Genomic DNA, 23756 nt, shown 5'->3' with positions numbered 1-23756 from the left:
GTGGTCTATGTGGAAATACGGCATCTGCATTATTTTATGGCAGTCTATGAGGAGCTACATTTTACAAAAGCTGCTGAGAAACTTGGCATCTCTCAGCCAACGTTAAGCCAGCAAATACGTGTGCTGGAGGATGAGCTAGGAATGCCATTGTTCGATCGTATTGGCAAAAAAATTGTTGTGACTGAGGCAGGCTCACTTTTGTTTAGCTATACAACAGAGGTATTTAATACATTACAAAATGTCAAAGATTCGATTAAAGATTTACAGGGGCTACAAGGGGGACAAATAAGTATTGGCATCATGCCATCTGATCTTGATTATCGGATTACACAGCTTGTTATTGATTTCCATCAAAAATTTCCAAAGGTAAAATTAAAGATACTTGCTTCCATCGATATTATGCGGCAGGTTCTCGAAAATGAAGTGGATATCGGTATTGGGACGAATGTAGAATCAGATGATCGATTGGTCATTATTCCTTTATGTAGAGAGGAATATGTACTGACCGTTTCAAAGGAGCATCCATTGGCACAGCAAACAGTGATCCCAATTGCTGAATTAGAAGGACTTCCTATGGTGATGTATCCAGAAGGTTTTCTTGGTAGAGAGATAGTTGAAGAGGCTGTAAAAAAGCATGGTTTTCACATTCATTCTATTCTTGAAACAAGCTCTGTCACGTCCATTATGAATCTCGTTCGAGCCAATATTGGTGTAACGGTGCAACCCTATCCTTTGCTCCAACAAATGAATGATCCTAGTTTGTGTAGTATACGAATTTCAAATGGTGCTCCAAGCCGAAGCCTATCCATTATTTTCCGCGTAGATCGCTATGTTAGTCAGGCAACTACTGCTATGATTGAGCAAATTAAACATTACTTTAAAAGCAAATAGGGTTAACAAAAAGGAAGATATAAAAATATGTTCCTTTTTTTGGAGAGTTCACATATACTATTTATAAACCGACAGTCAGTCTAATTTGTAGGGCAAGTCCTAGAAGCTTGTGCCTACAATTTTTTAACATATTAAATGACCGACTGTCGGTCTAAAAATAATAAGGGGTGTTTTTTATATGGAAATGCTAGTCAAAGAAAAAGGCTTTTCGAAAGATTTTATCATTATGGTAGCTGGGCAGATTATTTCTATTTTAGGCTCTGCGCTTTTAAGATTTGCTCTTTCACTTTTTGTTTTAGATATAACAGGACGGGCAGATCTTTTTGCTGTGCTTTTCGCTATTTCAAGCCTTCCTGTTTTACTTACACCATTTGGTGGCGCTATAGCAGATCGTTTTAATCGGCGAAATTTAATGGTCCTATTTGATTTTATCAGTAGTGGCATTGTATTGATTTTTTTTATTGTATTACTAACAGACAATCATTCTGTGCTATGGATTGGGTTGGTTATGGTGCTTCTTTCATTCATTAGTGCCATGTACACGCCAGCTGTAATGGCTAGTATTCCGCTATTAGTTAGCGAACAAAAGCTTGAGCAGGCTAATGGGATCGTCAATGGGGTCCAGGCATTAGCAGGAGTGACAGCACCTGTGCTAGGGGGGATACTATATGGAATGCTTGGCCTCAAACTTCTCGTCATAGTAAGTGGTTTATTATTTTTCTTTACGGCTATTGTAGAAATGTTTATGACAATCCCATTTGTGAAACGTAGCTATGATGGTCATTTGATGCCGACCTTAATCAAAGACATGAAAGAAGGTTTTACTTATGTGGTGAAGCAAACTTTTATTTTAAAATGTACGCTACTTGCTGCTTTATTGAATTTACTATTGACTCCACTTTTTATCGTTGGTGTGCCTATTATTCTTCGTGTCACGATGAAAAGTAGTGATACATTGTATGGAATAGGAATGGGGATTATTGATTTTGCGACGATTTTAGGCGCGTTAACGATGGGGTACTTTGCAAAAAAGCTGCGTATTCACACCCTCTATATTTGGGTATTGATGTCAGCCTTTTTGGTAATTCCCATGGCTATGTCTGTGCTCCCTCGCGCCCTTCAAATTGGCTATTATCCATCGTATAGCTTATTTATTGGTTGTGCTCTTATCATTGCGATGATGATGACGATTATCTCCATTTACGTAATGACCCTTGTCCAAAAAGAAACACCAAATGAACAATTAGGGAAAGTCATGGCAATTATGATGGCAGTATCACAGTGTATGGCACCACTTGGGCAGATGGGGTATGGGTTGCTATTTGAGTTCTTTCAAGCCAACATCTATATACCAGTCTTTATAATCTCTGTGTGTGTATTATTATTAGCTTTCGTAACGAAAAGAATATGGCGATTGGAGGTCAAATAAATTGCTAGAACAAAGAAAACCACCTTTTCATTGGTAGTTTTCTTTGTAAAGCGATACTTAGCTAAAATCTTCGGGTTCTTTGACGAGGCCTATGCCTGCTCGTAGGAGTATTGGAAGGAAGGGTTGGAAACAGTAGCGTTGGCATATGTTGTGTATTATCTCCTATATGAATAGTAATGGATTCTTCTTCTTGAGGTGAGACTACCTTTTCTTCCTCAAGTTCTGAGTGTTCTACCTCATTTAATAGTGGTGCTGAAGATTCACTATGATGGGTAGTACTTGTAGGATTTGAAGGATTTGAAGGATTTGTGGGAGCTGTTGATTCTTGATGTGTTCCAGGATGTTCTACTGCTGCATGAGGCTGCTGAACAGCATGGACGTCTTTCATAACGAGAATGGGTCGCATCATATCATGATCCTCATGCTCAAGGAAATGACAATGCCACATATAATTCCCGACATGATCTTTCCAATGCATAATAATTTTTGTCACCTTTCCAGCGTCAGCCTTCACAGTGTCTTTCCAACCTCGCTCATAGTCTCTTGGTTCTTCAGGCGGCCCTGTAAATTGTACGATGCCTTCATTTTGATAGATTTCTAAATCAAACGGCCTTCGTTCCAGAATTTTAAATTGAATGAGGTGCAGGTGAATAGGATGGATAAAGGGTGTAGCATTAATAAAGCTCCAGATTTCCACACTATCTAAAGAAGGTTTTTCCGTTGCTGGATCATGGTACATACGATCATTTAACAGCAACATAGGTCGACCAAACTCATCGGTAGTCGCCGTCAATGGTAGTTGTCTTTCAATATGGGCATGGTGTGGATGTAGATCCATAGAAACGGCAAGTCTTTCTGGAATCTCACTTGTATCTTCACATTTCAAAGGTAAAGTTACTCGAAACTGCATAATCACGTTTGTATGTTCATCACTGAAATCGGTATCAGTATTAAGTAAGGTAATCTCCTGTCCAGCACAGCTTGAAAAATCGATAATGACATCCGTGCGTTCAGCTGGCAGCAACTCGACAGATTGGATAAGTTGTGGTGCTGATAAGAAACCGCCATCTGTACCAATTTGAAACATTGGTTGATCATTGGAAAGACTGATGACATAGCCTCGTCGATTAGAGCCATTTAGTAAACGAAATCTATATTTACGTGGCTCAACATCTAAAAAAGGCCATAGTTTTCCGTTAACCACTATCGTATTGCCAACAAAGCCTGGTGTGATAGAGGGATGAACAGGCACGGGAAAGGGTGGTTCGTCAGGATAAAACAATGAGCCATCCTCATTAAACGTTTTATCTTGAATTAAAATCGGATATTCATAGTCTCCACATGGTAAATTAGAGCGTTCCTCAAGGGCATCCCTCAGTAAATAAAAGCCTGCTAATCCTGCATATACATTTAAACGTGTTAAAGCCATGGCATGGTCATGATACCACATGGTAGTGCCAGGTTGATGATTCGTATATTCATGTATTTCCTTATTAAATTTTGGACCAGTATGCCGATAGTCTCTTGTGTACCATGCTTCAGGATGGCCATCACTCTGCCAATCCACATTGGCACCATGTAAGTGAGTAACTGTTCTTACTTCTTGTGAATCGTTTGCAGCATGAAGCGTAAAATCTACTGGTAAAAAGTGCTGTAAGGGCAGCTGGTTTTTGTATTTCACATAGATAGTTTTATCTTTAGAAGCTTCTATGGTTGGCCCTGGGTAAAGCCCATTGTAGCCCCAAATTAATGAGTTTGGAAAATGCTTATGAAAACGATGCTGGCCCTCCATCATGACCAATTCGTAATAATCATTCTTCTGTTGCCCTCTGCTGTATTTTGGTTTAGCAATCATTGGTTTTGGAAGTTCATCTACAAATTTTGGAATCGTTGCTGGATCAGAAGGGTTAATTTGCATACTCACAACATCACGTCCCTTTTCGATACTAAAAAAGCTAATTAACTCATCATATGGGTAAAAACAACAGGTAACGAGGACAAAAATGGAGAAAAATGTGTAAAGACATAAAAAAATTACCTACATATTATGATGGGATAAGATGATTCACTTTCAAGCAAACAGATGTAAGATTTTAAAACAATCATCACAAAAGATTTTTGCGTTGTAGGTAATAGTTGGTATCATACGAAAAAGGCGGACTAAGTGAATACATATGTCTTATAATTGAGAAAGCACAAAGTAAACTGGATGATATGGGGTATGGAGAAGTGGTGAAACGGTGGAATTAACATTAGAAGAATTAAATAAAACGATAATGGAGATGCGCACAAAGGGGTATTTAACGAAAGCACTAAAGCTTGCTGATCAAGGTCTTTTAGTCGCATTAGAGAGCAATAACTATCCATATGTCATGGATTTGTACTATCAAAAAATATTAGTTCATCATTCTTTAGGTGACACATTAAGCATGGTTAATCTTATTCATGATTATGAGGCCATTTGTCAAAATTATGGTACGACAAAAGATTTAATGCATTATCATTTAGTAATGTCATTAATCTATGATTTAGTTGGTATCCGTGAAAAAACGGTGGAGATGACGAAAAAATCTATCGCCTATGCACAGGAGCTACAAGATCCTGTCATGCTTGTTCGCTGTCATAATAATCTGTGCTATTTAGAGGTAGAGAAGGGCTGTACAAAGGAAGCACTTCAAGCAGGGCTATTAGCTAGAGAATATAATAAATCTCTTGCTAGAACAATGCCTGATCTAGCAAAATTACATGATATTCGTATTAATAATAATTTAGCAGATGTGTATATTTTAGAAGGGGATTTTAAAAAGGGGAAGGCATTGCTGGACAGTACGTTATCCTCTACTATTATTCATCATCATAAACGAGAAAAAGTAGCAGCATTGTTTGGCTACGGTTTTTTATTTGAAAAACAGCAAAAGCTTGAAGAAGCTGTATTTTATTATAAACAAGCCATAGATCTTGCCCGATCTTATGGAGATAAGCCAATTACAAAAAAAGTGATGCGCTTACTGTTAAATGTATTGTATCAATTGGATTGGCGAGATGAAATTTTTGATGTACAGCGTGAATATATTGATCTCTCGGAAAAAATGAGTGTTGCAAATTTATTACAACAAGTAATGAACTTAGAATTTAAGCGTCAAAAGGAAAAGCTTGAGAAAAAAGCACATTATGATCCATTAACAGGCGTTTTAAATCGACATTTTTTAGACTATGAGCTACAGGAATGGCTCAATGCAGCCGAAATAACGCAATCCTATGTATGTATTACGGTTTTGGATGTCGATTATTTTAAACTATTTAACGACACGCATGGTCATTTATTTGGAGATATGATTTTACAGCTTTTAGCTAACAGCTTGAAGGATTTTTTACAGGATGAAGATGTGGAAATTATTCGTTATGGCGGAGATGAATTCATCCTTTGTTTTAGGCATTCTCAGAAGGACTATATCAAAACATTGGTCCATAACACACATGCCTATTTGCTCTCACTAAAGCTCGAACAGGAACAGCAAAGTTATCCCTTAAGGGTCAGTATGGGTGCTTGTGTGAATAATCAGAAAAACTATCAATACAAGGAGCTATTTGAGCAAGCGGATAGCTGTTTATACCAAGCAAAGGCGAATGGCCGTGCTAGCTGTGTGCTATACGAATTATCATAATGACAGGTTCCTATTTACATAGTTAAATAGGAATTTTTCTTGTGATAGGACCATGTTTTTTATGCCCAAAACGAGGCTTCTAAGAGGTGAAATGAAATTTACTGTAGTCATTGTTTGAAAACGTTGTTCTAGCAACGTACAATATATGAAATTAAGAAACACGACAGCACAAAATTGTTGTATAATGTTGTGGTATGAGGAAAGAAAGCAGGTTGACAAAATGGAAAGCAAAATGAATGGTTACACAGTTATAGACACACACATGCATCAGCTATGTGTTATGCCAAAACAGCTCGATGTGAAACATAAGGTGAATAGATGAAAAACTGGTTAATTTTCATTTCTGTCTTTATTGTTTCGTTGTCACTTGTCATTAGTATTTTAGTACTCTGGAAAGCCGAGGCTCCGTTCCGTTCAATTGAAGAGCAGGCTGAACAGTTGGCACTCGATGCCAAAGCCCTCGCAATTGTATCGGAGTCCTACACATATAATGGCAAACATTCGTATGTTACTGTGTTCGGGGTAGACGAATACGGTGATAAAAAAGCTGTCTTTGTTCCGACGAATCTAGACGAGGATTCCATTCAGGAAGTGATATTAGAAGATGGTATTACGGAAAAGCAAGCATTATCGGTTTTTAAAAATGAAGGAAATGTACAAAAAGTCCTCCACATGAAATTAGGCTATGAGGAGCCTGGCGCAGTTTGGGAAATTACATATCTGAACGACCACGACCAGCTCAACTATGTCTATATTCTGTTTAAGGATGGCGACTGGTGGAAGCGCATTACGAATTTATAAGAGGAGTAGATCCCGAATGAAAAATTTATTAGCAACACGTGTAAAAACTTTAACACCATCTTCAACATTAGCGATTACTGCAAAAGCAAAAGCATTGAAAGAGCAAGGTATTGATGTGATTGGTCTTGGAGCTGGTGAACCAGACTTTAATACACCTCAAAATATTTTAAATGCTGCCATTGATTCAATGGAGAAAGGGTATACAAAATATACACCTGCTGGCGGACTTCCAGTTCTGAAAAAAGCCATTATTGATAAGCTTCAACGCGACAATAACCTTACCTATCAGCCAAATGAAATCATTGTTGGTGTAGGGGCAAAGCATATTTTATACACGCTATTCCAAGTGATTTTAAATGAAGGCGACGAGGTTATTATTCCAATTCCTTATTGGGTGTCTTATCCAGAACAAGTGAAATTAGCTGGCGGCGTACCAGTTTATGTTGAAGGTACACGTGAACAAAGCTATAAAATTACAGCGGATCAACTGAGAGCAGCTGTGACAGACAAGACAAAAGCAGTGATTATTAATTCTCCTAGTAACCCATCAGGCATGATTTATTCTCGTGAAGAGCTTGCAGAACTTGCTGCTGTTGCAGAAGAAAAAGATATTTTAATCGTGTCAGATGAAATTTATGAGAAGCTTGTATACAATGGTATTGAGCATTTTTCAATTGCACAACTTTCTGATGCAGTGAAAGCACGTACAATCGTTGTAAATGGTGTGGCAAAATCTCACTCTATGACAGGCTGGCGTATTGGATATGCTGCAGGTGACAAAGACATTATTAAAGCAATGACTGACCTTGCATCACACTCAACATCTAATGCGACAACAACAGCACAATATGCAACTGTGGAGGCGTATAATGGCTCTCAGGATGCGGTAGAGGAAATGCGTCAGGCATTTGAATCTCGTCTTGAAAAAATTTACCCACAGTTAAGTGCTATTCCTGGCTTCCATGTATTAAAGCCACAGGGTGCATTCTACCTATTACCAGACGTAGCAGAAGCTATGGCTCACACTGGCTATGATTCAGTAGATGCATTTGCTGCGGATATTTTAACAGAAGCAAACGTAGCAGTGATTCCAGGCTCTGGCTTCGGTACACCAACTACTATGCGATTATCTTATGCTACATCTTTAGACTTATTAGAAGAGGCAGTCCGTCGTATTGATACATTCGTAAAATCAAAATGGCAAGACTAATCCTTCTAGTCAACTTTGGAGGATTTCTATGAAAAAAATTATGATTAAAGATATGCCACAGCATATCGGTGAAACAGTCAAAATTGGCGCTTGGTTAGCCAATAAACGTTCAAGTGGAAAAATCGCGTTCCTACAGCTACGTGATGGCTCTGGCTTTGTACAGGGCGTTGTAGTGAAAGAAGAAGTAGGCGAAGAAATTTTTGCTACGGCAAAAGGGATGACGCAAGAAACTTCTATGTATGTGATTGGTGAGGTGAAAGCTGACGAACGTTCAAGCTTTGGCTGTGAGCTTGCTATAACTGGTATCGAGGTACTACATGCAGCAACAGATTTCCCAATCACACCAAAAGAACATGGTCCAGAATTTTTAATGGATAACCGTCATTTATGGCTGCGCTCTCGTAAACAACATGCCATTATGAAAATTCGTAATGAAATTATTCGCGCTACATACGAATTTTTCAATAACAACGGTTTTACAAAAATGGACCCACCAATTTTAACAGGTTCTGCGCCTGAAGGTACTTCAGAGCTGTTCCATACAAAATATTTTGATGAAGATGCTTATCTATCTCAATCTGGTCAGCTTTACATGGAAGCTGCTGCGATGGCTTTAGGAAAAGTCTTCTCATTCGGTCCAACTTTCCGTGCTGAAAAATCTAAGACTCGTCGTCATTTAATCGAGTTTTGGATGATTGAGCCTGAAATGGCATTCGTAGAATTTGAAGAAAATTTAGAAGTACAAGAGCAATATGTAGCGCACATCGTACAATCTGTACTTGCAAACTGCAAATTAGATCTTGAGCGACTTGGCCGTGATACATCAACACTTGAAAACATTAAAGCGCCATTCCCTCGAATTTCTTATGATGATGCGATTAAGCTTTTACACGAACAAGGCTTCGACGATATTGAGTGGGGCGATGATTTTGGTGCGCCACATGAAACAGCGATTGCGAATTCATTTGACAAACCAGTATTTATTACTTGTTACCCAGTAGGCATTAAACCGTTCTATATGCAACCACACCCAGATCGCGATGATGTTGTATTATGTGCTGATTTAATTGCACCAGAGGGTTACGGAGAAATTATTGGTGGTTCAGAGCGAATCCATGACTACGATTTATTAAAATCACGTCTGGAAGAGCATAACCTATCATTAGATGCCTATGCTTGGTATTTAGAGCTTCGCAAACATGGCTCTGTCCCACATTCAGGTTTTGGTCTAGGGTTAGAGCGAACTGTAGCATGGATTTCAGGCACAGAGCATATCCGTGAAACAATTCCATTCCCACGTTTACTAAACCGCTTATATCCATAAGCTAATCAATTTAAAAGTCGCGTAGTGAACTATCTACGCGGCTTTTCTACTTACTTAAAGAAGGAGTCTGGAGAATAATGAACGTAAATAATCATCGACTCCGTACATGGACTGAGCAGAGAATGATTCCCATTCCACAGCTTTTTTTTCAGTTTTATAAGGAGTTAAACATGGAGGATGAAGAGGCACTGATTGTCATGCACTTATTGGCCTTTCATATGGAGGAGAATGACTTCCCAACACCTAATGATCTAAAAAATCGTCTCACAATGTCTGATAATGACATCACATCCCGTTTACAGCGATTAATGCAGAAGGGTTTTCTTGAAATTACACGAGATGTCGACGCGGGTGGCAAGCTATATGAAAAGTATTCCGTATACCCGCTATGGGAGCGCATTTTACGGATGATTGATATGAAAGAGCAGCAACAAACGGCAGTGACACTTCAGCAAGAAGAAGGGGAGATATTCCGTCTTTTTGAAGAGGAAATGGGGCGTCTTTTATCTCCTTTAGAACTTGAAAAAATTGGATGCTGGCTTGATGAGGACAAGCATAGTCCCGCACTCATCAAAGAGGCGCTAAAGGAGGCTGTCTTTGCTGGGAAATTGAGTATTCGCTATATTGATCGCATTTTATTAGAATGGAAAAAGAAAAATATTACGACACCTCAAGCCGCACAAAAGCAAAGTGAACAGTTCCGTGAGAAACAGACATTTAACAGAGCACCAGCTCGAACAGTTCAACAAGAAACGCAATCAACGGGTAGAGTTCCTTTTTATAATTGGTTGGAAGAAAGAGAATAGGGGGCATCCAGTTTGTTAACGAAAAAACAGTGGGAGCATTGTCTAGAAGAAATGGATCGAATGTTTCCCGACGCACATTGTGAGCTCGTCCATGACAATGCTTTTGAGCTAACGATTGCCACATTATTATCTGCACAATGTACAGATGTACTAGTCAATAAAGTAACGAAAACCTTATTTCAAAAATATAAAACACCAGAAGATTATTTAGCTGTTTCCATAGAGGAATTGCAACAGGATATTCGCTCTATTGGCCTTTATCGCAATAAGGCGAAGAACATTCAGGCTCTATGTCAACGTTTACTAGATGAGTACGGTGGCGAAATCCCTGCAACACGTGAAGCATTGGTGACATTACCAGGCGTAGGTCGAAAAACGGCCAATGTTGTGCTTTCAGTAGCCTTCGATATTCCAGCACTTGCAGTGGATACCCATGTGGAGCGAGTATCCAAACGCCTAGGGCTCTGTCGATGGAAAGATTCGGTGCTTGAAGTGGAAGAAACGATTATGAAGAAAACGCCAATGGACAAATGGTCAAAAACGCATCACCAATTAATTTTCTTTGGACGTTATCATTGTAAGGCACAAAATCCTGGATGTGGTACTTGCCCTTTACTCGACGATTGTCGTGAAGGGCAAAAGCGTTTAAAGAAAGGCATGGTGAAGGAAGCATGAATAGTGAAGCCATTGCAAAAGAAAAAGTAGATGCATGGTTTGCCCAATGGACTTCACTACAAGCCGCTATCCATACAGCACATGATGCAAGAAATGGACTGGCAAAAGGGCTAATGGAAGATGCCATCGAGCTATTTGAACAACTTGTGCAAGATGCAGGCGATGAAGTGCTACCGATTAATGGGGTTGAGCGATTAGCCTTTATTAAAGCTAAGCCAGGTCAATATGCATGCTATCGTCAACTAGATGAGCTATTTAAAGAAACGAAAAAGCGCACAGCACGACTGCGGATTCAAGCTAGTAAAAGTTAGAGTGGATGGATAGAGTATAAAAAGTGGATAGGACAGATAAAGTGAAGGATAGGACGCGAAAAGTGGCGGATAGACCTTGTAGAGTGAAGGATAGACCTTCAAAACTGACGGATAGCCTCCTCAGAGCCCTTCATCAATAAAAAAACAAAAAACCGAGAAGCAGTGAATGAACTGCTTCTCGGTTTTTTTCTTTATTCTGAGCTTTGGTCTTCTTCATTTGGGTTGGTAGGCTCGGTAGGAGGTGTTGGCTGCTGATTTCCATCATTATTGCCATTGTTTCCACCATTGCCGTTATTTCCATGCCCATTGCCATTTCCATGCCCGTTATTACCATTATTATTGTTGTTATTACCGTTGTCGCCATTACCATTATTGTTATTACCTTGATCATTATCCTCTTGACCAGGATCAATCGGTAAATCAATATCTGGTTCATCTGGATCTTCCGTTTCCAAATCTTCCTCAGGGGTACTTGTGATCTGGAAGGTAGTTGTCCCAGGCTCACTGCGTGTGCCATCTACAATGGCTACGACAGAGATTGTATAGTTACCATCTTCAAGTGTGTTAGCAACAGTTAGGCCTTTGGTGTCTGCTGTGCCAAGGACAACCGTTTCTCCACCTTCACGTGTGGCAGAAACTTCAAATGAAGTTGGTAATGGTTCATCGGTTTCTGGATTTAGGATGGCATCATGTTCCCAAGAAATATTGATCGACTGTGCTCCTAAATCTAAGTTTGCTGAAACATTATAAGGTGTAGATAGCTCTGGCGCCTCATAGACCTCAGAAACCTCTGTTGGTTCAGTCCCGCGAACGAATAACTCTGTTTGACGTAGTTCGCTAGGTGTATAGTCACTTGCCAATCTTAAAGGTTTAGAGCCTACTTCCACCGTTGCTTCTACAACAGTACTTGGCTTTTTGAAGCTAGCTGTCTCAACATTCGCTGAAATTTCTTGCATAATCGTCTTAAATAAGTTTTGTGGTAATCGACGTTCTTCCCACGTTGTAATTGGATCAAAGTGTTTTTCATAGCCACTCCATATAGCGATGGAATAGTTAGTTGTGTAACCAGCAAACCATGAATCTGGCACACTTGTATTCGGTAAATTATATTTGTTAAAGTCTTCTGCTGAATAGTTAGTTGTACCTGTTTTACCTGCGATATCTAAGCCAGGCACATTGGCTGCAGTTCCTGAGGCATCAGGCTTATTGCCGACTACATCACGTAGCATGTCTGTTACCATGTAAGCCGTATAATCATTCATAGCCACTTTAGACTCAGGTGTATAGTTTTTAGACGTTTTACCATCACGATAAACAATTTTTGTAATCGAATGTGGATCTGTATAGACCCCGTTATTACCGAAAGCAGCATAGGAAGCTGCCATTTGAATAGGAGAGATAGTAATAGCACCACCGCCAATTGCATCGGACTCATAGAGGTTTTCTGTTTCAATTCCTAAACGTCCAACAAATTCCTTGGCTTTTTCTGTGCCAACCTCCTGTAATGCTTTGACAGCTGGAACGTTCCGTGAAGCATATAATGCTTTACGTGCAGTCATGGCACCCATATATCTGCCATCCCAGTTTGTGATTGTTTGCTTTGTACCTGTATAGTTCATTGGTTCGTCAACAAGTGTTTGACCTGTAGACCATTTTAAATATTCAATTGCTGGCCCATAGTCGACTAACGGTTTCATTGTGGAACCTGGTTGATTATTTGTTAAGTCCTCGGCATAATTCCAGCCACGTTCTGCACCATATTTACGACCGCCACCAACGGCTTGAATGGCACCTGTTTTTGTATCAACGACCGCCACACCTGACTGAATATCTTCAGTTGGGAAATTACTATCATCATTCATCACATTTTCTACAACTTGTTGAGCATTTGGATCAAGCGTCGTATAGACTTTGATTCCTTCTGCCATTGCCGAACCGTCACCATTATTTTCTAATTCATTAATAACAATATCCAGGAAGGCATCATATTTGGAACCTGCAAATGATTGGCGTGTTGCATCATCCGCTAAACCTGATTGAACTTCTGCTTTTTTGGCTTCTTCCATTTCGGCTTTAGAAATTTTTCCGTGTTGATACATTAATCCTAAAACGGTATTACGTCGTTTTTTTGCAAGCTCAGGGTTTTTTAATGGATTATACGCATTTGGTCGTTGCACTAGCCCTGCTAATAGTGCTTCTTCATCTAAAGTTAAATCTTTTAATTCTTTACCATAGAAGTATTGTGAGGCTGTACCGAAGCCATAGATACGACCTGACATAAGCATTTTGTTGAAGTACATTTCAAAAATTTCTTCTTTCGTATACTTACGCTCTAATTGGAAGGCAAGCCATGCTTCCTGTGCTTTACGCTTTAATTTCTTCTCGTTTTGTAAAAATGAGTTTTTGACTACTTGCTGTGTTAAAGTTGATGCACCTTGCGCACCAAAGCCATCACGGAAGTTTGCAAGGATTGCCCCGCCTAGACGATAAAAATCCATACCATGATGCTCAAAAAAGCGTACATCTTCTGTAGCCAGAATAGCATTGATCATATCTTCAGGTATATCTTCATATTTTATATATTTACGGTTTTCAGCACCGATTGTTGCAAATAATTCACCGTTTTTATCGTAGAACTCTGAAGAAACAGGATCTTTCAGTAATTCTTCATCGAGCTCAGGAGCCGTGCTTGCATAGAAGGCAAATAATGCACCTCCTCCAATTAAGCCTGCTACACCGATGGCTAAGACAGTTAAGAAAATGCGTTTAAACCATGTCTTAGCGGATGAGGCTGGTTTCGTTGTTTTCTTTTTATTTTTTTCAGCGAGAGCTTTTTGATGCTCTCCACGTGTTCGACGACGTTCAGTCATTCTTATTTCTCCTCACTTTCAGACCCGTAGCATTTTGCATCAATCAATTGTTGGATGATAGGTAAATAATCGATACGCGGATAATAGCTCGTGGGAATTTCATATGCCTCTTCTTCGATGATCGAAAAGGGTATCGATTTACGATTGCCATTTTCCATTGCTTGCCAGGCCTTTTGTAAAACTTTGTATGGCACAATAAAATATCGTTCAAAAGCAGAAAAACGAACGATAATAAAAGCCACACCATTTTGTTCCGTCACTTGCTGCATATGTGTCATTTGATGCTCATGAATATTTTTTAAGGGGAAACTTGTTTTGGAAGCCGTTTCCTTTGCATCAAAATCTATATAATGCCCATTCCAAACACCATTGTAGTCGGTTGTAGAGGGTGTTCGAAAATAAGCTTCACGAATGACAGCAGCACTTCGTGAAGGGTACTCTACTTTGACGATTTGCACAGGAACAGGTTTCTTATGAATGATAGCAAGTCGCCTTTTTATATAATAGTCGTTTGCTTCATTAATTTCATCTTCTAGCGTCTTCCCGCGATTACTAAAAGATAAATCTTTGCTTTTGCTCTTTTTTTCTGTTTTCTGTACAGAAGCATTTGGGGTATACAATTTCCCGTTTGGATAACGAATTGTCATTAAACTCACCCTTTACCTTACTGCTTTTCTATCCACTAGTTTACCATGTTTTAATAGCTGTTCTCTACCTCCATCATTCATGAAATTGTTACTAGAATAGTAGAAAACAAATGGTACGTATGAATAATTTGCGTCGAAAAATCGCCAGCTTTATTATTACTAGAATCGTCAAAATAACTGATAAATTTAAATAGGTCATTGGGATGAAAATATACTCACACAGCAACCTTTCATTCATGACGATTTTTTTGGTCAGAGGTTCACTATTAAAATTTTATCGAAAATCTTCTTCTTTCAGCTAACTTACGCTTATTTTGTCACGCCTGAAGGTAATTCTATACATACGAGGAATACTAAAGTAAAGCAAAGGAGGCGTTATTTTGAACAAGTTAGAACAATTAGTTGCGCAGTTAGATCTGGTCAATCAATTACTTTTCACGAGAGTGTCATTGGAAAACAATGCTCATAGTTTGCATTTTTTTATGCAACTTAAAGCGGTTAGCCAGAAAGTAAGCTTAGCAGAAAAGAACTGGCAAGTAAAGAATGCTTGTTCGCCTATTAGTAGTGAAAAATCATAGACTTTGGTACACTTATCTTATAAGCAATTGAACTAACGCAATAGCATGAAGATTGATACATTATTTTCCATAAAGGTGTGGTAAATAGGTGTCATAAACAGTGATATTTCCATAGATGACGAGCTGAACAAAACATACTCAGCATGTATATGCCGTCACTACGAAATATATTTGCTATGTATAATTGTTGAGAGATGAGGTGCAAAATTGTTAGTTATCCAGCAAACATCCAAATTAATAGATGAATGTGATCAGTGCGTTTCACGTTTTTGGCAAATGCGTGAGGAAGATCGAACACCTGATTTTTTTCAAGAGGTAAAGCCACATGCAGATGAAATTCATCAACTTTTAAAGGTATGGCAGCAAGAAGCCAATAAATGGATTCAAAAAAATCGACCAAAATACATGCATACGCAACAAATTGCTTCAGTCGTTGAATCGATGGAGCAATTTGTTGTGCAATCTTTTTATAAAGAAACAAGTAAAAAACGTTTTTTAGATGCCATACATTCTACTTCCTATACTTTGAAAATATTTGAACGATTAGTTAAGGAGGGAGAAAAGGATGCTATCGAAGAAACGAACGATTAGCGAGCTTTTACATGAGTGGAGATATGATGAAGAACTTAAAGAGCGTATCCTGCACTGGCAAACATTAGAGGGGCGTCCAGCGAACTATGCACCATTTCCCAGGAATTTACATCCTTCTTTAGTGAAAGCCTTACAGACAAGAGGGATTGAGCAGCTTTATACACATCAGCGAGAGGCATTTGATTTGGCACAGAGTGGTACATCTTTTACAGCGGTTACGCCAACTGCTTCAGGTAAATCCTATTGCTATCATCTGCCAGTGCTACAAAAAATAATGGAGGATAAAAATGCACGTGCCATTTATTTATTTCCAACAAAGGCACTGGCACAGGACCAGAAAAATGATTTGAATGAGCTCATTGAGCAAAGCGGTGAGGAGATTTTAAGCTATACCTATGATGGAGATACGGCTCCAGGCATTCGCCAAAAGGTTCGTAAGGCAGGGCATATCGTGATGACGAATCCTGATATGCTTCATTCGGGTATTTTGCCGCATCATACAAAATGGGTTTCACTTTTTGAGAATCTACAATATATTGTGATTGATGAATTGCATACATACAAAGGTGTGTTTGGTTCCCATGTGGCGCATGTTATTCGGAGATTAAAAAGAATTTGTGAATTTTATGGGAGTAAACCAGTGTTTATTTGTACATCGGCTACCATAAAAAATCCTAAAGAGCTTGCTGAGCTACTAACGAATGAATCACACATGCTCATTGCTGATTCGGGTGCTCCAGTTGGTAAGAAAACCTTTCTTTTTTACAATCCGCCAATTATTCATAAAACATTTGGCGTGCGTAGAAGTGCTGTATTAGAGGTAAGTGATTTAGCTAAGAGGTTGTACACGGCTGGCATTCAATGCATTATTTTTGCCAAAAGTAGGGTACGAGTAGAAATGATTGTAACCTATTTAAAGGAACTTACACGTAATAAGCTGCTCGATGAATCTGTACGTGGCTATCGAGGTGGGTATCTGCCATCTGAACGACGTGTCATCGAAAAAGGCTTACGTGATGGAACAATCCAAACAGTAGTTAGCACCAATGCATTAGAATTAGGTGTCGATATCGGTCAATTACAAGCATGTATTATGACAGGTTACCCAGGAAATATTGCGAGTGCTTGGCAGCAAGCAGGACGTGCAGGGAGACGTCAGGATGAGGCATTGATTATTTATGTTGCGCAATCTTCCGCATTGGACCAGTATGTAGTCAATCATCCACTATTTTTACTAGGCAGTACACCAGAGGAAGCACGTATTTATCCAGAAAATATGCTGATTTTAATGGATCATTTGAAGTGTGCTGCCTTCGAGCTACCTTTTTCAACAGGCGATACGTATGGAGAATATGACATACAAGAATTGCTGGAGTATTTAGCAGAAGAAGGGGTAGTTTTTAAGACGAGTGATAAATGGCATTGGATGAGTGATCGTTTTCCGGCGCATGATATTAGCTTACGTTCAGCGTCACAAGAAAATGTAGTCATTATTGATCTTACCATTCCTGCACAGACAAAGGTTATTGGTGAAATGGATCGTCATAGTGCCATGACACTCTTGCATGAAGAAGCCATTTACTTGCACCAAGGCATTCAGTTCCAAGTAGAGAAGCTTGACTGGGAAGAAAAGAAAGCCTACGTACGTGAAGTAGATGTTGATTACTATACAGATGCCAATCTAGCAGTTGAAATGAAAGTTTTAGAGGAAGATCGTAACTGTTCATATGCAGGTGGAACAATCTGCTTTGGCGATGTTGGCTTAATTGCACAAGCAACGATTTTCAAGAAAATACGCTTCGGCACACATGACAATATTGGCTCAGGACCTATACATTTACCACCTGATGAGATGCATACAAGTGCTTCGTGGCTATCGTTTACAGCACCAGATAAATGGACAGAGGAAGAGCTAACAGATGCTATGACTGGGGTAGCCTACGCGATGAATGCCTTCATTCCTTTGTTTATTCAATGTGATAGTAGCGATGTAGCCGTTGTACCACAGGTGAAGGCCACACATAATGAGCGGCCAACGTTTTTTGTCTATGATAAGTATCCTGGTGGCATCGGCTTAAGTGAAAAGGTATATGAACTATGGGAAGAGCTAATCATGAAAACATATGAGCATGTTACAAATTGTGCATGTGAATCGGGCTGTCCTTCCTGTATTGGGGCACAAGAATCATTGCTCCAAACAAAAGGAAAGGTAGCTAAATTACTGCAACAATTAATGGTATAGTAAACAGAGGGTGAGGAACGCCAATATGTTCTTTCACCCTCTTGTTTGTATTCATGGTAAATCGATTTTCCTCGAAGAATATTTTGAATGAGGTTAACAATCATGTTACTCTTGCAAGAGAGATGTCTTATACAATAAGCAGAAAATGAGTGAAATTCATGTCTTACGAAAATAAAATATTACAAATGAAAAAAATGCTGGGAAAAAAACCGATGTCCGCTAAAAAGGTTGAAGAACCAGCGTTCCAAAAGCCTGCTAGGCCAAGCTATACAGAGCAATGGAAACAGGCGGGACTAACGGTTGTTGAAAATGATTTCGGCATCGTATTTAAGCGTCAAGTAAGCTATCCGTTTAGCTATCAGCATGGACATTATCAACTGCAATCATTCTTTGAAGCCCTGAAAAAATGGCAAGATGCTGAGTTTGATCATCCTTATGCGCTAGATATGGAAGAGTCCGTCTTATTTTTTGACACGGAAACAACAGGTTTAAAGGGTGTTGGGACCCATATTTTTTTGCTTGGATTTTTAGAAGTAGCTGAAGAATCCTTTATCCTCACACAATATATTATGGCAGATCCTGCACATGAAGCAGCCTTCTTATTTGAATCCAAGCTTTGGCAAAAGTCAGCTACTGTGATTACCTATAATGGGAAAAGCTTTGATTGGCCACAGCTTGAAACACGATGGACATTGCATCAAAAAACCTTACCAAAATTACGCTCTCAGCGACAGATCGATTTGTTGCATAGTTCGAAGCGTTTATGGAAAAATGATATGGAGCGCTTAAAATTAAAATCTGTCGAGGAAGAAAAGCTTGGTTTTTCGCGTAAAGGGGATATTCCAGGCCATCTCGCACCTATTATTTATTTGGATGCAGTAAAAAGTGGCATTCCAGATGCTCTTATAAAGGTTTTGCATCATAATGAGTGGGATTTACTATCACTTATCACACTGTATAGTCATTCTACGTATTTATTGTTCGAGCAGGACCATGAAGAATCAGCAAAAACTTTCACCAACATTGGGAAATGGTATGGTGATTTAAGAGAAAGCACACAAAGTGTGAGGATTTTAGAAAAGGTGACATCAAAATTTGATGCGCTAGAAGCGGGCCATGCTCAATATTATTTAGCTTTACAGCACAAGAAGAATAAACGCTATAGTGAAGCTATTGACTCATTCGTGGCCTCCCTTCATTTTGTTGAAGCAAGAACAAAGTTACATGCCCTTGAGCAGCTAGCCATACTTTATGAGCACCAAATGAAGGATTATGAGCAGGCCCTTTATTATACGCAAGAAGGCATACGTCTCATTCGAAATAATGGGCAATGGAGAGCAGAACAAAAACAAAAATGGGAAATTTCTTGGGAAAAGAGACTACACAGATTAGGAAATAAGAAATAAATTCGTGGGTAAGCGCGTGAAACGACAAGTTTAGCCTTACAATTAGTATTTTCAGACGATATAATGTGATGAAGTATGCTATAATGTATTCGTGTATGTAGTGTGAGGAAGGGCGATGTGAATGGACATTAAATTAACGTCAAAAATGATCCTTGAAAAGGAATTTAAAAAGAACTTTAAAGGCTACAATGTAGAAGAAGTAGATTCTTTTCTTGATGAAATTATTCAAGACTATGAAACGTTTGAAAAAGTGGTGGCCCAACTACGTGAAGAAAATAGACAGTTAAAAGAAGAAATTGAAAGCACACCTAAGAGACAACCGGTTGCTTCAGCGGCAGCTGGTACAACGAATTTTGATATTTTAAAACGTCTTTCTAATTTAGAAAAACATGTATTTGGTAGCAAGCTGTACGAATAAATTTAGTCAATTATATTGTATTTAACATAAAACTCTAGTATAATCTTTCGTATCATCACGAAATTCTGGTAATCGCTGCGGCGCTAGACGTCGTAGAGGAAAGTCCATGCTCGCACGGTTCTGAGATGACCGTAGTGTTCGTGCTTACTGAAAAAATAAGGTAAGGCAGCTATTAAGGCTGACGGCGGAAGGAAAACCTAAGTCCTCTGGATATGGTTGACACTTCCTGAAAGTGCCACAGTGACGAAGCTTGCTTGGAAACTTGCAAGGTGGAACGAGGTAAACCCCACGAGTGAGAAACCCAAATTATGGTAGGGGCACTCTCTAGAAGGAATTGAACGGATAGAGGGACAGAGTTTGCTCTGTAGATAGATGATTACCACCTGATCGTACGAGGCGCAAGCTGTTTGAGTACTCGGGAACAAAACATGGCTTATGGAATTTTTTGATGCTTATCTACGAAATAACAAGCGCTCTCCAATTCGGTGGAGAGCTTTTATTTTGAATTCATGAGGAAAAAGTAACCTTGTTAATCAAGTCTTGGTATGCGCTATACGTTTGAGAAGTATCGCTACCGCTTCTAAGTCACAACATCTGAAAACGGTTATAGCATCAATGTGATGTATTGATCTTGACTGCTCACATACTTGTATTGTAAGCAAACGCCAGGTATAACAACCACCTCTATAAATGGTTTATCAGTTTAGGTGTATGGTTACCTGTTTATCAAGAGAATGCCTTCGGCGATTGTCATAGATTTACTTGAGGCGCTTTTCGAGCAAATTCGAAAAATCTGGACGCATTCATTGCACGAAAGAGAAGCGTCAGTGACAATTACACCGAGCGTAATAGATTACATAGTGGTTGGCCTGACGTAAATGCCCTTCTGAGAGGGAGTATAGAGAGATAGGATGGAGCGGAAACATGAACGGAGTAAACAATTGGGAAAGTACGGATAAACTGAAACTGATATCTAAATATCCGACTTCCTTAATACTTAAAATCTTCGAAAATGTATCTGAAGGTATCATGATTACTGATGAATACAAAAAAATAGTAATGGTTAATCCTGCCTTTGAATTTGTGACAGGCTATACATGTGATGATGTGGTTGGAAAAACGCCAGCCGTTTTACAATCTGGTGTACATGAATTGCCGTTCTATTTAGAGATGTGGGAGCAGATACGACAAGAAGGCATTTGGCAAGGTGAGATATGGAATCGTCGTAAAACTGGAGACGTATATCCTGAATGGTTAACAATTGTTTGTGTAACCAACGATGAGGGTGAGGTTACAAATTACTGTGGTATTTTCACAGATTTGTCTGAAAGAAAAATAGTAGAAAATGAATTAGAAAAGCGTTTGCTCACGGATTCATTAACAGATGTATCCAATCGTTTTGCCTATATCGAAAGAATGGATAATCTCTTGGAATCGACTTCTGCTATTTCTCATTCAGTGCAGCATGCGATCTATTTCTTAGATTTGGATCGATTTAAGCAAATTAATGATACATTAGGCCATGCTGTTGGAGATTCAATTTTAATAGAAGTAGCAAATCGACTAAAAAAATTACTGAAAAATAAAGATATTATTGCAAGATATGGCGGAGATGAATTCGTCATTACATTAACCAATGTGAAAAATGTGAAAGAGGCTGCAAAATTTGCTGAACAAATTATTAGTAGTATTGAACAGCCAATGATGATAAATGATCAGGAAGTTTTTATTTCTACAAGTATTGGTATTAGCGTTTATCCAGTTGATAGTAAAAACACAGAAGAACTGATCAATTGTGCAGATAGAGCGATGACTTATTCAAAAAAGAATGAATTAAACGGCTATTCCTTCTATTTTGATGAACTGCAAACCGACGCACAACGAGTGCTATTGCTAGATTCTGAGTTAAGAAGAGCAATAGAAAACCGTGAATTTGAGCTACATTTTCAGCCAAAGATTTCTATGGAAAATGAGCAGATTCAAGGTTTAGAAGCACTAGTCCGCTGGAATAGCGAGAGGCTAGGCTTTGTTTCGCCTGCTGAGTTTATCACTTATGCGGAGGATACAGGTCTAATCATTCCATTAAGTGAGCTTATTATCGAAAAAGCATGTGAGGCAGTCATTCAAATGCAACAATATGGTTGGAAAACACCTGTCGCCATTAATATCTCGAGCATTCACTTTAAACAGCAGAATTTTTTGGAGTCGATACAAACAATATTAGAGCGCTATAATATGCCAGCTAACAATTTTGAAATAGAAGTGACAGAGCGAACGGTGATGAACAGTGCCAATGAGACAGTTAGTAAATTGGTTCGTTTAAAACAATTAGGCTTTAAAATCTCAATCGATGATTTTGGGACTGGCTATTCATCCTTAAGCTATTTGGTTCGCTTCCCATTAGATTGTTTAAAAATTGATCGTAGCTTTATCCAGCATATTGGATCACTCGATGAAAAACAGGCAGTTGTAGATGCGATTATTCAAATGTCCCATCGCTTAAAAATGAAAGTTGTTGCTGAAGGTGTAGAACAAGCACAACAAGTGGATATACTACGTAAAATGAACTGTGATATTATCCAAGGCTATTATTACAGCAAACCACTCCCGTTAAACGAATTGATGGAGTTTATGGAGTATTGGGAAATTGAGCATCAAGGAAGGAAATAATCTATGGCAAACTATCAATTAGTAGCTACGTCAGCAATGGGCTTAGAAGCTATTGTGGCACAAGAAGTAAAAGCACTTGGCTATGAAACAACCGTTGACAATGGCAAAGTATATTTTGAAGGCGATGAAACGGCGATTGCGCGTACCAATCTATGGCTACGTGTAGCGGATCGTGTAAAGATTGTCGTTGGGCAATTCCCAGCAAAATCGTTCGAACAATTATTTGAAAGTGTAAAGGCACTCCCTTGGGAGAAGTATTTACCAGTGGACGCTGCTTTTCCTGTTTCAGGAAAGTCCGTAAAATCGAAATTATTTAGTGTACCTGATTGTCAAGCCATTACCAAAAAAGCAATCGTTGAGCGAATGAAACAGCATTATAAGCGACTTGGCTTTTTAGATGAATCTGGAGCGACTTACAAAATTGAGGTTTCAATTTTAAAAGATGTGGCGACACTAACGATTGATACATCTGGTGCTGGCCTACATAAGCGTGGCTATCGTCAGGCTCAAGGTGAGGCACCATTAAAAGAAACATTAGCAGCTGCACTTGTACAAATTTCAAAATGGAATCCAAATCGCCCGTTTGTTGACCCATTCTGTGGCTCTGGTACTATTGCATTGGAAGCGGCGATGTTTGGACAAAATATAGCTCCAGGCTATAACCGAGAATTTATTTCTGAGGAATGGCCATGGATGAAAGCTGCAATCTGGGATACGGTTCGTGATGAAGCAGATAGTTTAGCGAACTATGATCAGCCTTTAGAAATTATTGGTTCCGATATTGATCACCGTATGGTCAGCATTGCGCAAGAAAACGCAATGGAAGCAGGCTTTGGAGAGTTAATCACGTTTAAGCAAATGCAAGCACGTGATTTTACAACACAGTTAACGGATGGTGTCATGATTGGGAACCCGCCGTACGGAGAGCGTATTGGTGATGTGGAAGTCGTGGAACAGGTGATTCGCGATGTTGGGAAGGTCATGAAAAACTATCCAACTTGGTCTGTATATATGCTATCCTCCATGAAGAATTTTGAAGAATTATATGGACGCCAAGCGACGAAAAAACGTAAATTATTTAATGGTTTTATTGAAACAAATTATTATCAGTTCTGGGGTCAAAAGTCTAAAAGAGATTAACGAATAGTAACGGAAGATAAGATTTTTTCTTATCTTCCGTTTCGTCGCGTATAATAGCACCAGATAGTTAGAGGGGGAACAT

At 39.0% G+C, this 23756-nt stretch carries 19 protein-coding genes and 1 other RNA gene; 17 read left to right on the top strand and 3 right to left on the bottom strand.

Features of this window, described 5'->3' with window-relative positions; translation table 11 throughout:
- Positions 1 to 9 precede the first annotated feature (9 nt).
- Both HXV90_RS08100 and HXV90_RS08095 read left to right on the top strand, forming a co-directional pair.
- The gene (locus HXV90_RS08100; protein ID WP_048389964.1) at positions 10 to 891 is read left to right on the top strand and encodes a LysR family transcriptional regulator; all 882 of its coding nucleotides are present in this window, start codon (positions 10 to 12) and stop codon (positions 889 to 891) included.
- A gap of 178 nt (positions 892 to 1069) precedes the next feature.
- Positions 1070 to 2320 carry an MFS transporter gene (locus HXV90_RS08095; RefSeq protein WP_054550762.1) on the top strand — a complete coding sequence of 417 codons (1251 nt, stop codon included), beginning with the start codon at positions 1070 to 1072 and terminating at the stop codon, positions 2318 to 2320.
- A 61-nt stretch (positions 2321 to 2381) separates the two neighbouring features.
- On the opposite strand, the gene HXV90_RS08090 is transcribed toward HXV90_RS08095, so the two are convergent.
- Positions 2382 to 4238 carry a multicopper oxidase family protein gene (locus HXV90_RS08090; RefSeq protein ID WP_269899031.1) on the bottom strand — a complete coding sequence of 619 codons (1857 nt, stop codon included), beginning with the start codon at positions 4236 to 4238 and terminating at the stop codon, positions 2382 to 2384.
- Between the two features lie 322 nt (positions 4239 to 4560).
- Here HXV90_RS08090 and HXV90_RS08085 point away from each other — a divergent pair, with 322 nt between their 5' ends.
- From HXV90_RS08085 to HXV90_RS08055, 7 genes are all read left to right on the top strand, one after another.
- Positions 4561 to 5985 (top strand): tetratricopeptide repeat-containing diguanylate cyclase, encoded by a 1425-nt coding sequence (locus tag HXV90_RS08085; RefSeq protein ID WP_259950092.1) that lies wholly within the window; start codon positions 4561 to 4563, stop codon positions 5983 to 5985.
- 318 nt (positions 5986 to 6303) lie between these two features.
- Positions 6304 to 6786, top strand: coding sequence for a cell wall elongation regulator TseB-like domain-containing protein (locus tag HXV90_RS08080; RefSeq protein ID WP_048389969.1), 483 nt, complete (start codon positions 6304 to 6306; stop codon positions 6784 to 6786).
- Positions 6787 to 6802: 16 nt separating this feature from the next.
- The gene (locus tag HXV90_RS08075) at positions 6803 to 7996 is read left to right on the top strand and encodes a pyridoxal phosphate-dependent aminotransferase (RefSeq protein ID WP_269898778.1); all 1194 of its coding nucleotides are present in this window, start codon (positions 6803 to 6805) and stop codon (positions 7994 to 7996) included.
- 28 nt (positions 7997 to 8024) lie between these two features.
- The gene (gene asnS, locus HXV90_RS08070; RefSeq protein WP_004232833.1) at positions 8025 to 9320 is read left to right on the top strand and encodes an asparagine--tRNA ligase; all 1296 of its coding nucleotides are present in this window, start codon (positions 8025 to 8027) and stop codon (positions 9318 to 9320) included.
- Between the two features lie 77 nt (positions 9321 to 9397).
- Positions 9398 to 10126, top strand: coding sequence for a DnaD domain-containing protein (locus tag HXV90_RS08065; RefSeq protein WP_066037665.1), 729 nt, complete (start codon positions 9398 to 9400; stop codon positions 10124 to 10126).
- Positions 10127 to 10138: 12 nt separating this feature from the next.
- The gene (gene nth, locus HXV90_RS08060) at positions 10139 to 10801 is read left to right on the top strand and encodes an endonuclease III (protein ID WP_048389975.1); all 663 of its coding nucleotides are present in this window, start codon (positions 10139 to 10141) and stop codon (positions 10799 to 10801) included.
- The gene (locus HXV90_RS08055) at positions 10798 to 11112 is read left to right on the top strand and encodes a YpoC family protein (protein WP_205442474.1); all 315 of its coding nucleotides are present in this window, start codon (positions 10798 to 10800) and stop codon (positions 11110 to 11112) included. Before nth ends, HXV90_RS08055 begins: the two co-directional genes overlap by 4 nt.
- A gap of 191 nt (positions 11113 to 11303) precedes the next feature.
- Here HXV90_RS08055 and HXV90_RS08050 read toward each other — a convergent pair whose 3' ends face one another.
- Positions 11304 to 13982 (bottom strand): penicillin-binding protein 1A, encoded by a 2679-nt coding sequence (locus tag HXV90_RS08050; protein WP_269898777.1) that lies wholly within the window; start codon positions 13980 to 13982, stop codon positions 11304 to 11306.
- Positions 13983 to 13984: 2 nt separating this feature from the next.
- On the bottom strand, positions 13985 to 14629 hold the full coding sequence (gene recU / locus HXV90_RS08045; protein WP_048389981.1) for a Holliday junction resolvase RecU: 645 nt from the start codon (positions 14627 to 14629) through the stop codon (positions 13985 to 13987).
- 380 nt (positions 14630 to 15009) lie between these two features.
- Here recU and HXV90_RS08040 point away from each other — a divergent pair, with 380 nt between their 5' ends.
- The 8 genes from HXV90_RS08040 to HXV90_RS08005 all read left to right on the top strand — a co-directional run bounded on the left by HXV90_RS08040 (position 15010) and on the right by HXV90_RS08005 (position 23674).
- On the top strand, positions 15010 to 15207 hold the full coding sequence (locus tag HXV90_RS08040) for a hypothetical protein (RefSeq protein ID WP_004225568.1): 198 nt from the start codon (positions 15010 to 15012) through the stop codon (positions 15205 to 15207).
- 207 nt (positions 15208 to 15414) lie between these two features.
- Positions 15415 to 15798 carry a YppE family protein gene (locus HXV90_RS08035; RefSeq protein ID WP_054550767.1) on the top strand — a complete coding sequence of 128 codons (384 nt, stop codon included), beginning with the start codon at positions 15415 to 15417 and terminating at the stop codon, positions 15796 to 15798.
- Positions 15773 to 18040 (top strand): DEAD/DEAH box helicase, encoded by a 2268-nt coding sequence (locus HXV90_RS08030; protein ID WP_269898776.1) that lies wholly within the window; start codon positions 15773 to 15775, stop codon positions 18038 to 18040. The genes HXV90_RS08035 and HXV90_RS08030 overlap by 26 nt, the downstream gene beginning before the upstream one ends.
- Positions 18041 to 18198: 158 nt before the next feature.
- Positions 18199 to 19446 (top strand): ribonuclease H-like domain-containing protein, encoded by a 1248-nt coding sequence (locus HXV90_RS08025; RefSeq protein WP_054550769.1) that lies wholly within the window; start codon positions 18199 to 18201, stop codon positions 19444 to 19446.
- A 121-nt stretch (positions 19447 to 19567) separates the two neighbouring features.
- Positions 19568 to 19864: a cell division regulator GpsB gene (gene gpsB, locus HXV90_RS08020; protein ID WP_004269307.1), complete on the top strand. Its 297-nt coding sequence runs from the start codon at positions 19568 to 19570 to the stop codon at positions 19862 to 19864.
- Positions 19865 to 19924: 60 nt separating this feature from the next.
- An RNA gene (gene rnpB / locus HXV90_RS08015) (RNase P RNA component class B) lies at positions 19925 to 20305 on the top strand.
- Between the two features lie 483 nt (positions 20306 to 20788).
- The gene (locus HXV90_RS08010) at positions 20789 to 22534 is read left to right on the top strand and encodes a GGDEF domain-containing phosphodiesterase (RefSeq protein WP_054550770.1); all 1746 of its coding nucleotides are present in this window, start codon (positions 20789 to 20791) and stop codon (positions 22532 to 22534) included.
- A 3-nt stretch (positions 22535 to 22537) separates the two neighbouring features.
- Positions 22538 to 23674, top strand: a complete 1137-nt coding sequence (locus HXV90_RS08005) for a THUMP domain-containing class I SAM-dependent RNA methyltransferase (protein WP_048389991.1) — start codon at positions 22538 to 22540, stop codon at positions 23672 to 23674.
- Positions 23675 to 23756 lie beyond the last annotated feature (82 nt).

This window comes from Lysinibacillus sp. JK80, from assembly GCF_027557635.1.
In the GTDB taxonomy this organism is placed as follows: domain Bacteria; phylum Bacillota; class Bacilli; order Bacillales_A; family Planococcaceae; genus Lysinibacillus; species Lysinibacillus capsici.
Note: the sequence above shows the minus strand (reverse complement) of the source record. Positions and strands in the feature narration are given on the sequence as shown.

Coding starts and splice junctions, on each gene's coding strand:
- HXV90_RS08095 (WP_054550762.1), top strand. CDS start 1,070: ATGGAAATGCTAGTCAAAGAAAAAGGCTTTTCGAAAGATTTTATCATT.
- HXV90_RS08090 (WP_269899031.1), bottom strand. CDS start 4,238: ATGCAAATTAACCCTTCTGATCCAGCAACGATTCCAAAATTTGTAGAT.
- HXV90_RS08080 (WP_048389969.1), top strand. CDS start 6,304: ATGAAAAACTGGTTAATTTTCATTTCTGTCTTTATTGTTTCGTTGTCA.
- HXV90_RS08075 (WP_269898778.1), top strand. CDS start 6,803: ATGAAAAATTTATTAGCAACACGTGTAAAAACTTTAACACCATCTTCA.
- asnS (WP_004232833.1), top strand. CDS start 8,025: ATGAAAAAAATTATGATTAAAGATATGCCACAGCATATCGGTGAAACA.
- HXV90_RS08065 (WP_066037665.1), top strand. CDS start 9,398: ATGAACGTAAATAATCATCGACTCCGTACATGGACTGAGCAGAGAATG.
- HXV90_RS08055 (WP_205442474.1), top strand. CDS start 10,798: ATGAATAGTGAAGCCATTGCAAAAGAAAAAGTAGATGCATGGTTTGCC.
- HXV90_RS08050 (WP_269898777.1), bottom strand. CDS start 13,982: ATGACTGAACGTCGTCGAACACGTGGAGAGCATCAAAAAGCTCTCGCT.
- recU (WP_048389981.1), bottom strand. CDS start 14,629: ATGACAATTCGTTATCCAAACGGGAAATTGTATACCCCAAATGCTTCT.
- HXV90_RS08030 (WP_269898776.1), top strand. CDS start 15,773: ATGCTATCGAAGAAACGAACGATTAGCGAGCTTTTACATGAGTGGAGA.
- HXV90_RS08025 (WP_054550769.1), top strand. CDS start 18,199: ATGTCTTACGAAAATAAAATATTACAAATGAAAAAAATGCTGGGAAAA.
- gpsB (WP_004269307.1), top strand. CDS start 19,568: ATGGACATTAAATTAACGTCAAAAATGATCCTTGAAAAGGAATTTAAA.
- HXV90_RS08010 (WP_054550770.1), top strand. CDS start 20,789: ATGAACGGAGTAAACAATTGGGAAAGTACGGATAAACTGAAACTGATA.
- HXV90_RS08005 (WP_048389991.1), top strand. CDS start 22,538: ATGGCAAACTATCAATTAGTAGCTACGTCAGCAATGGGCTTAGAAGCT.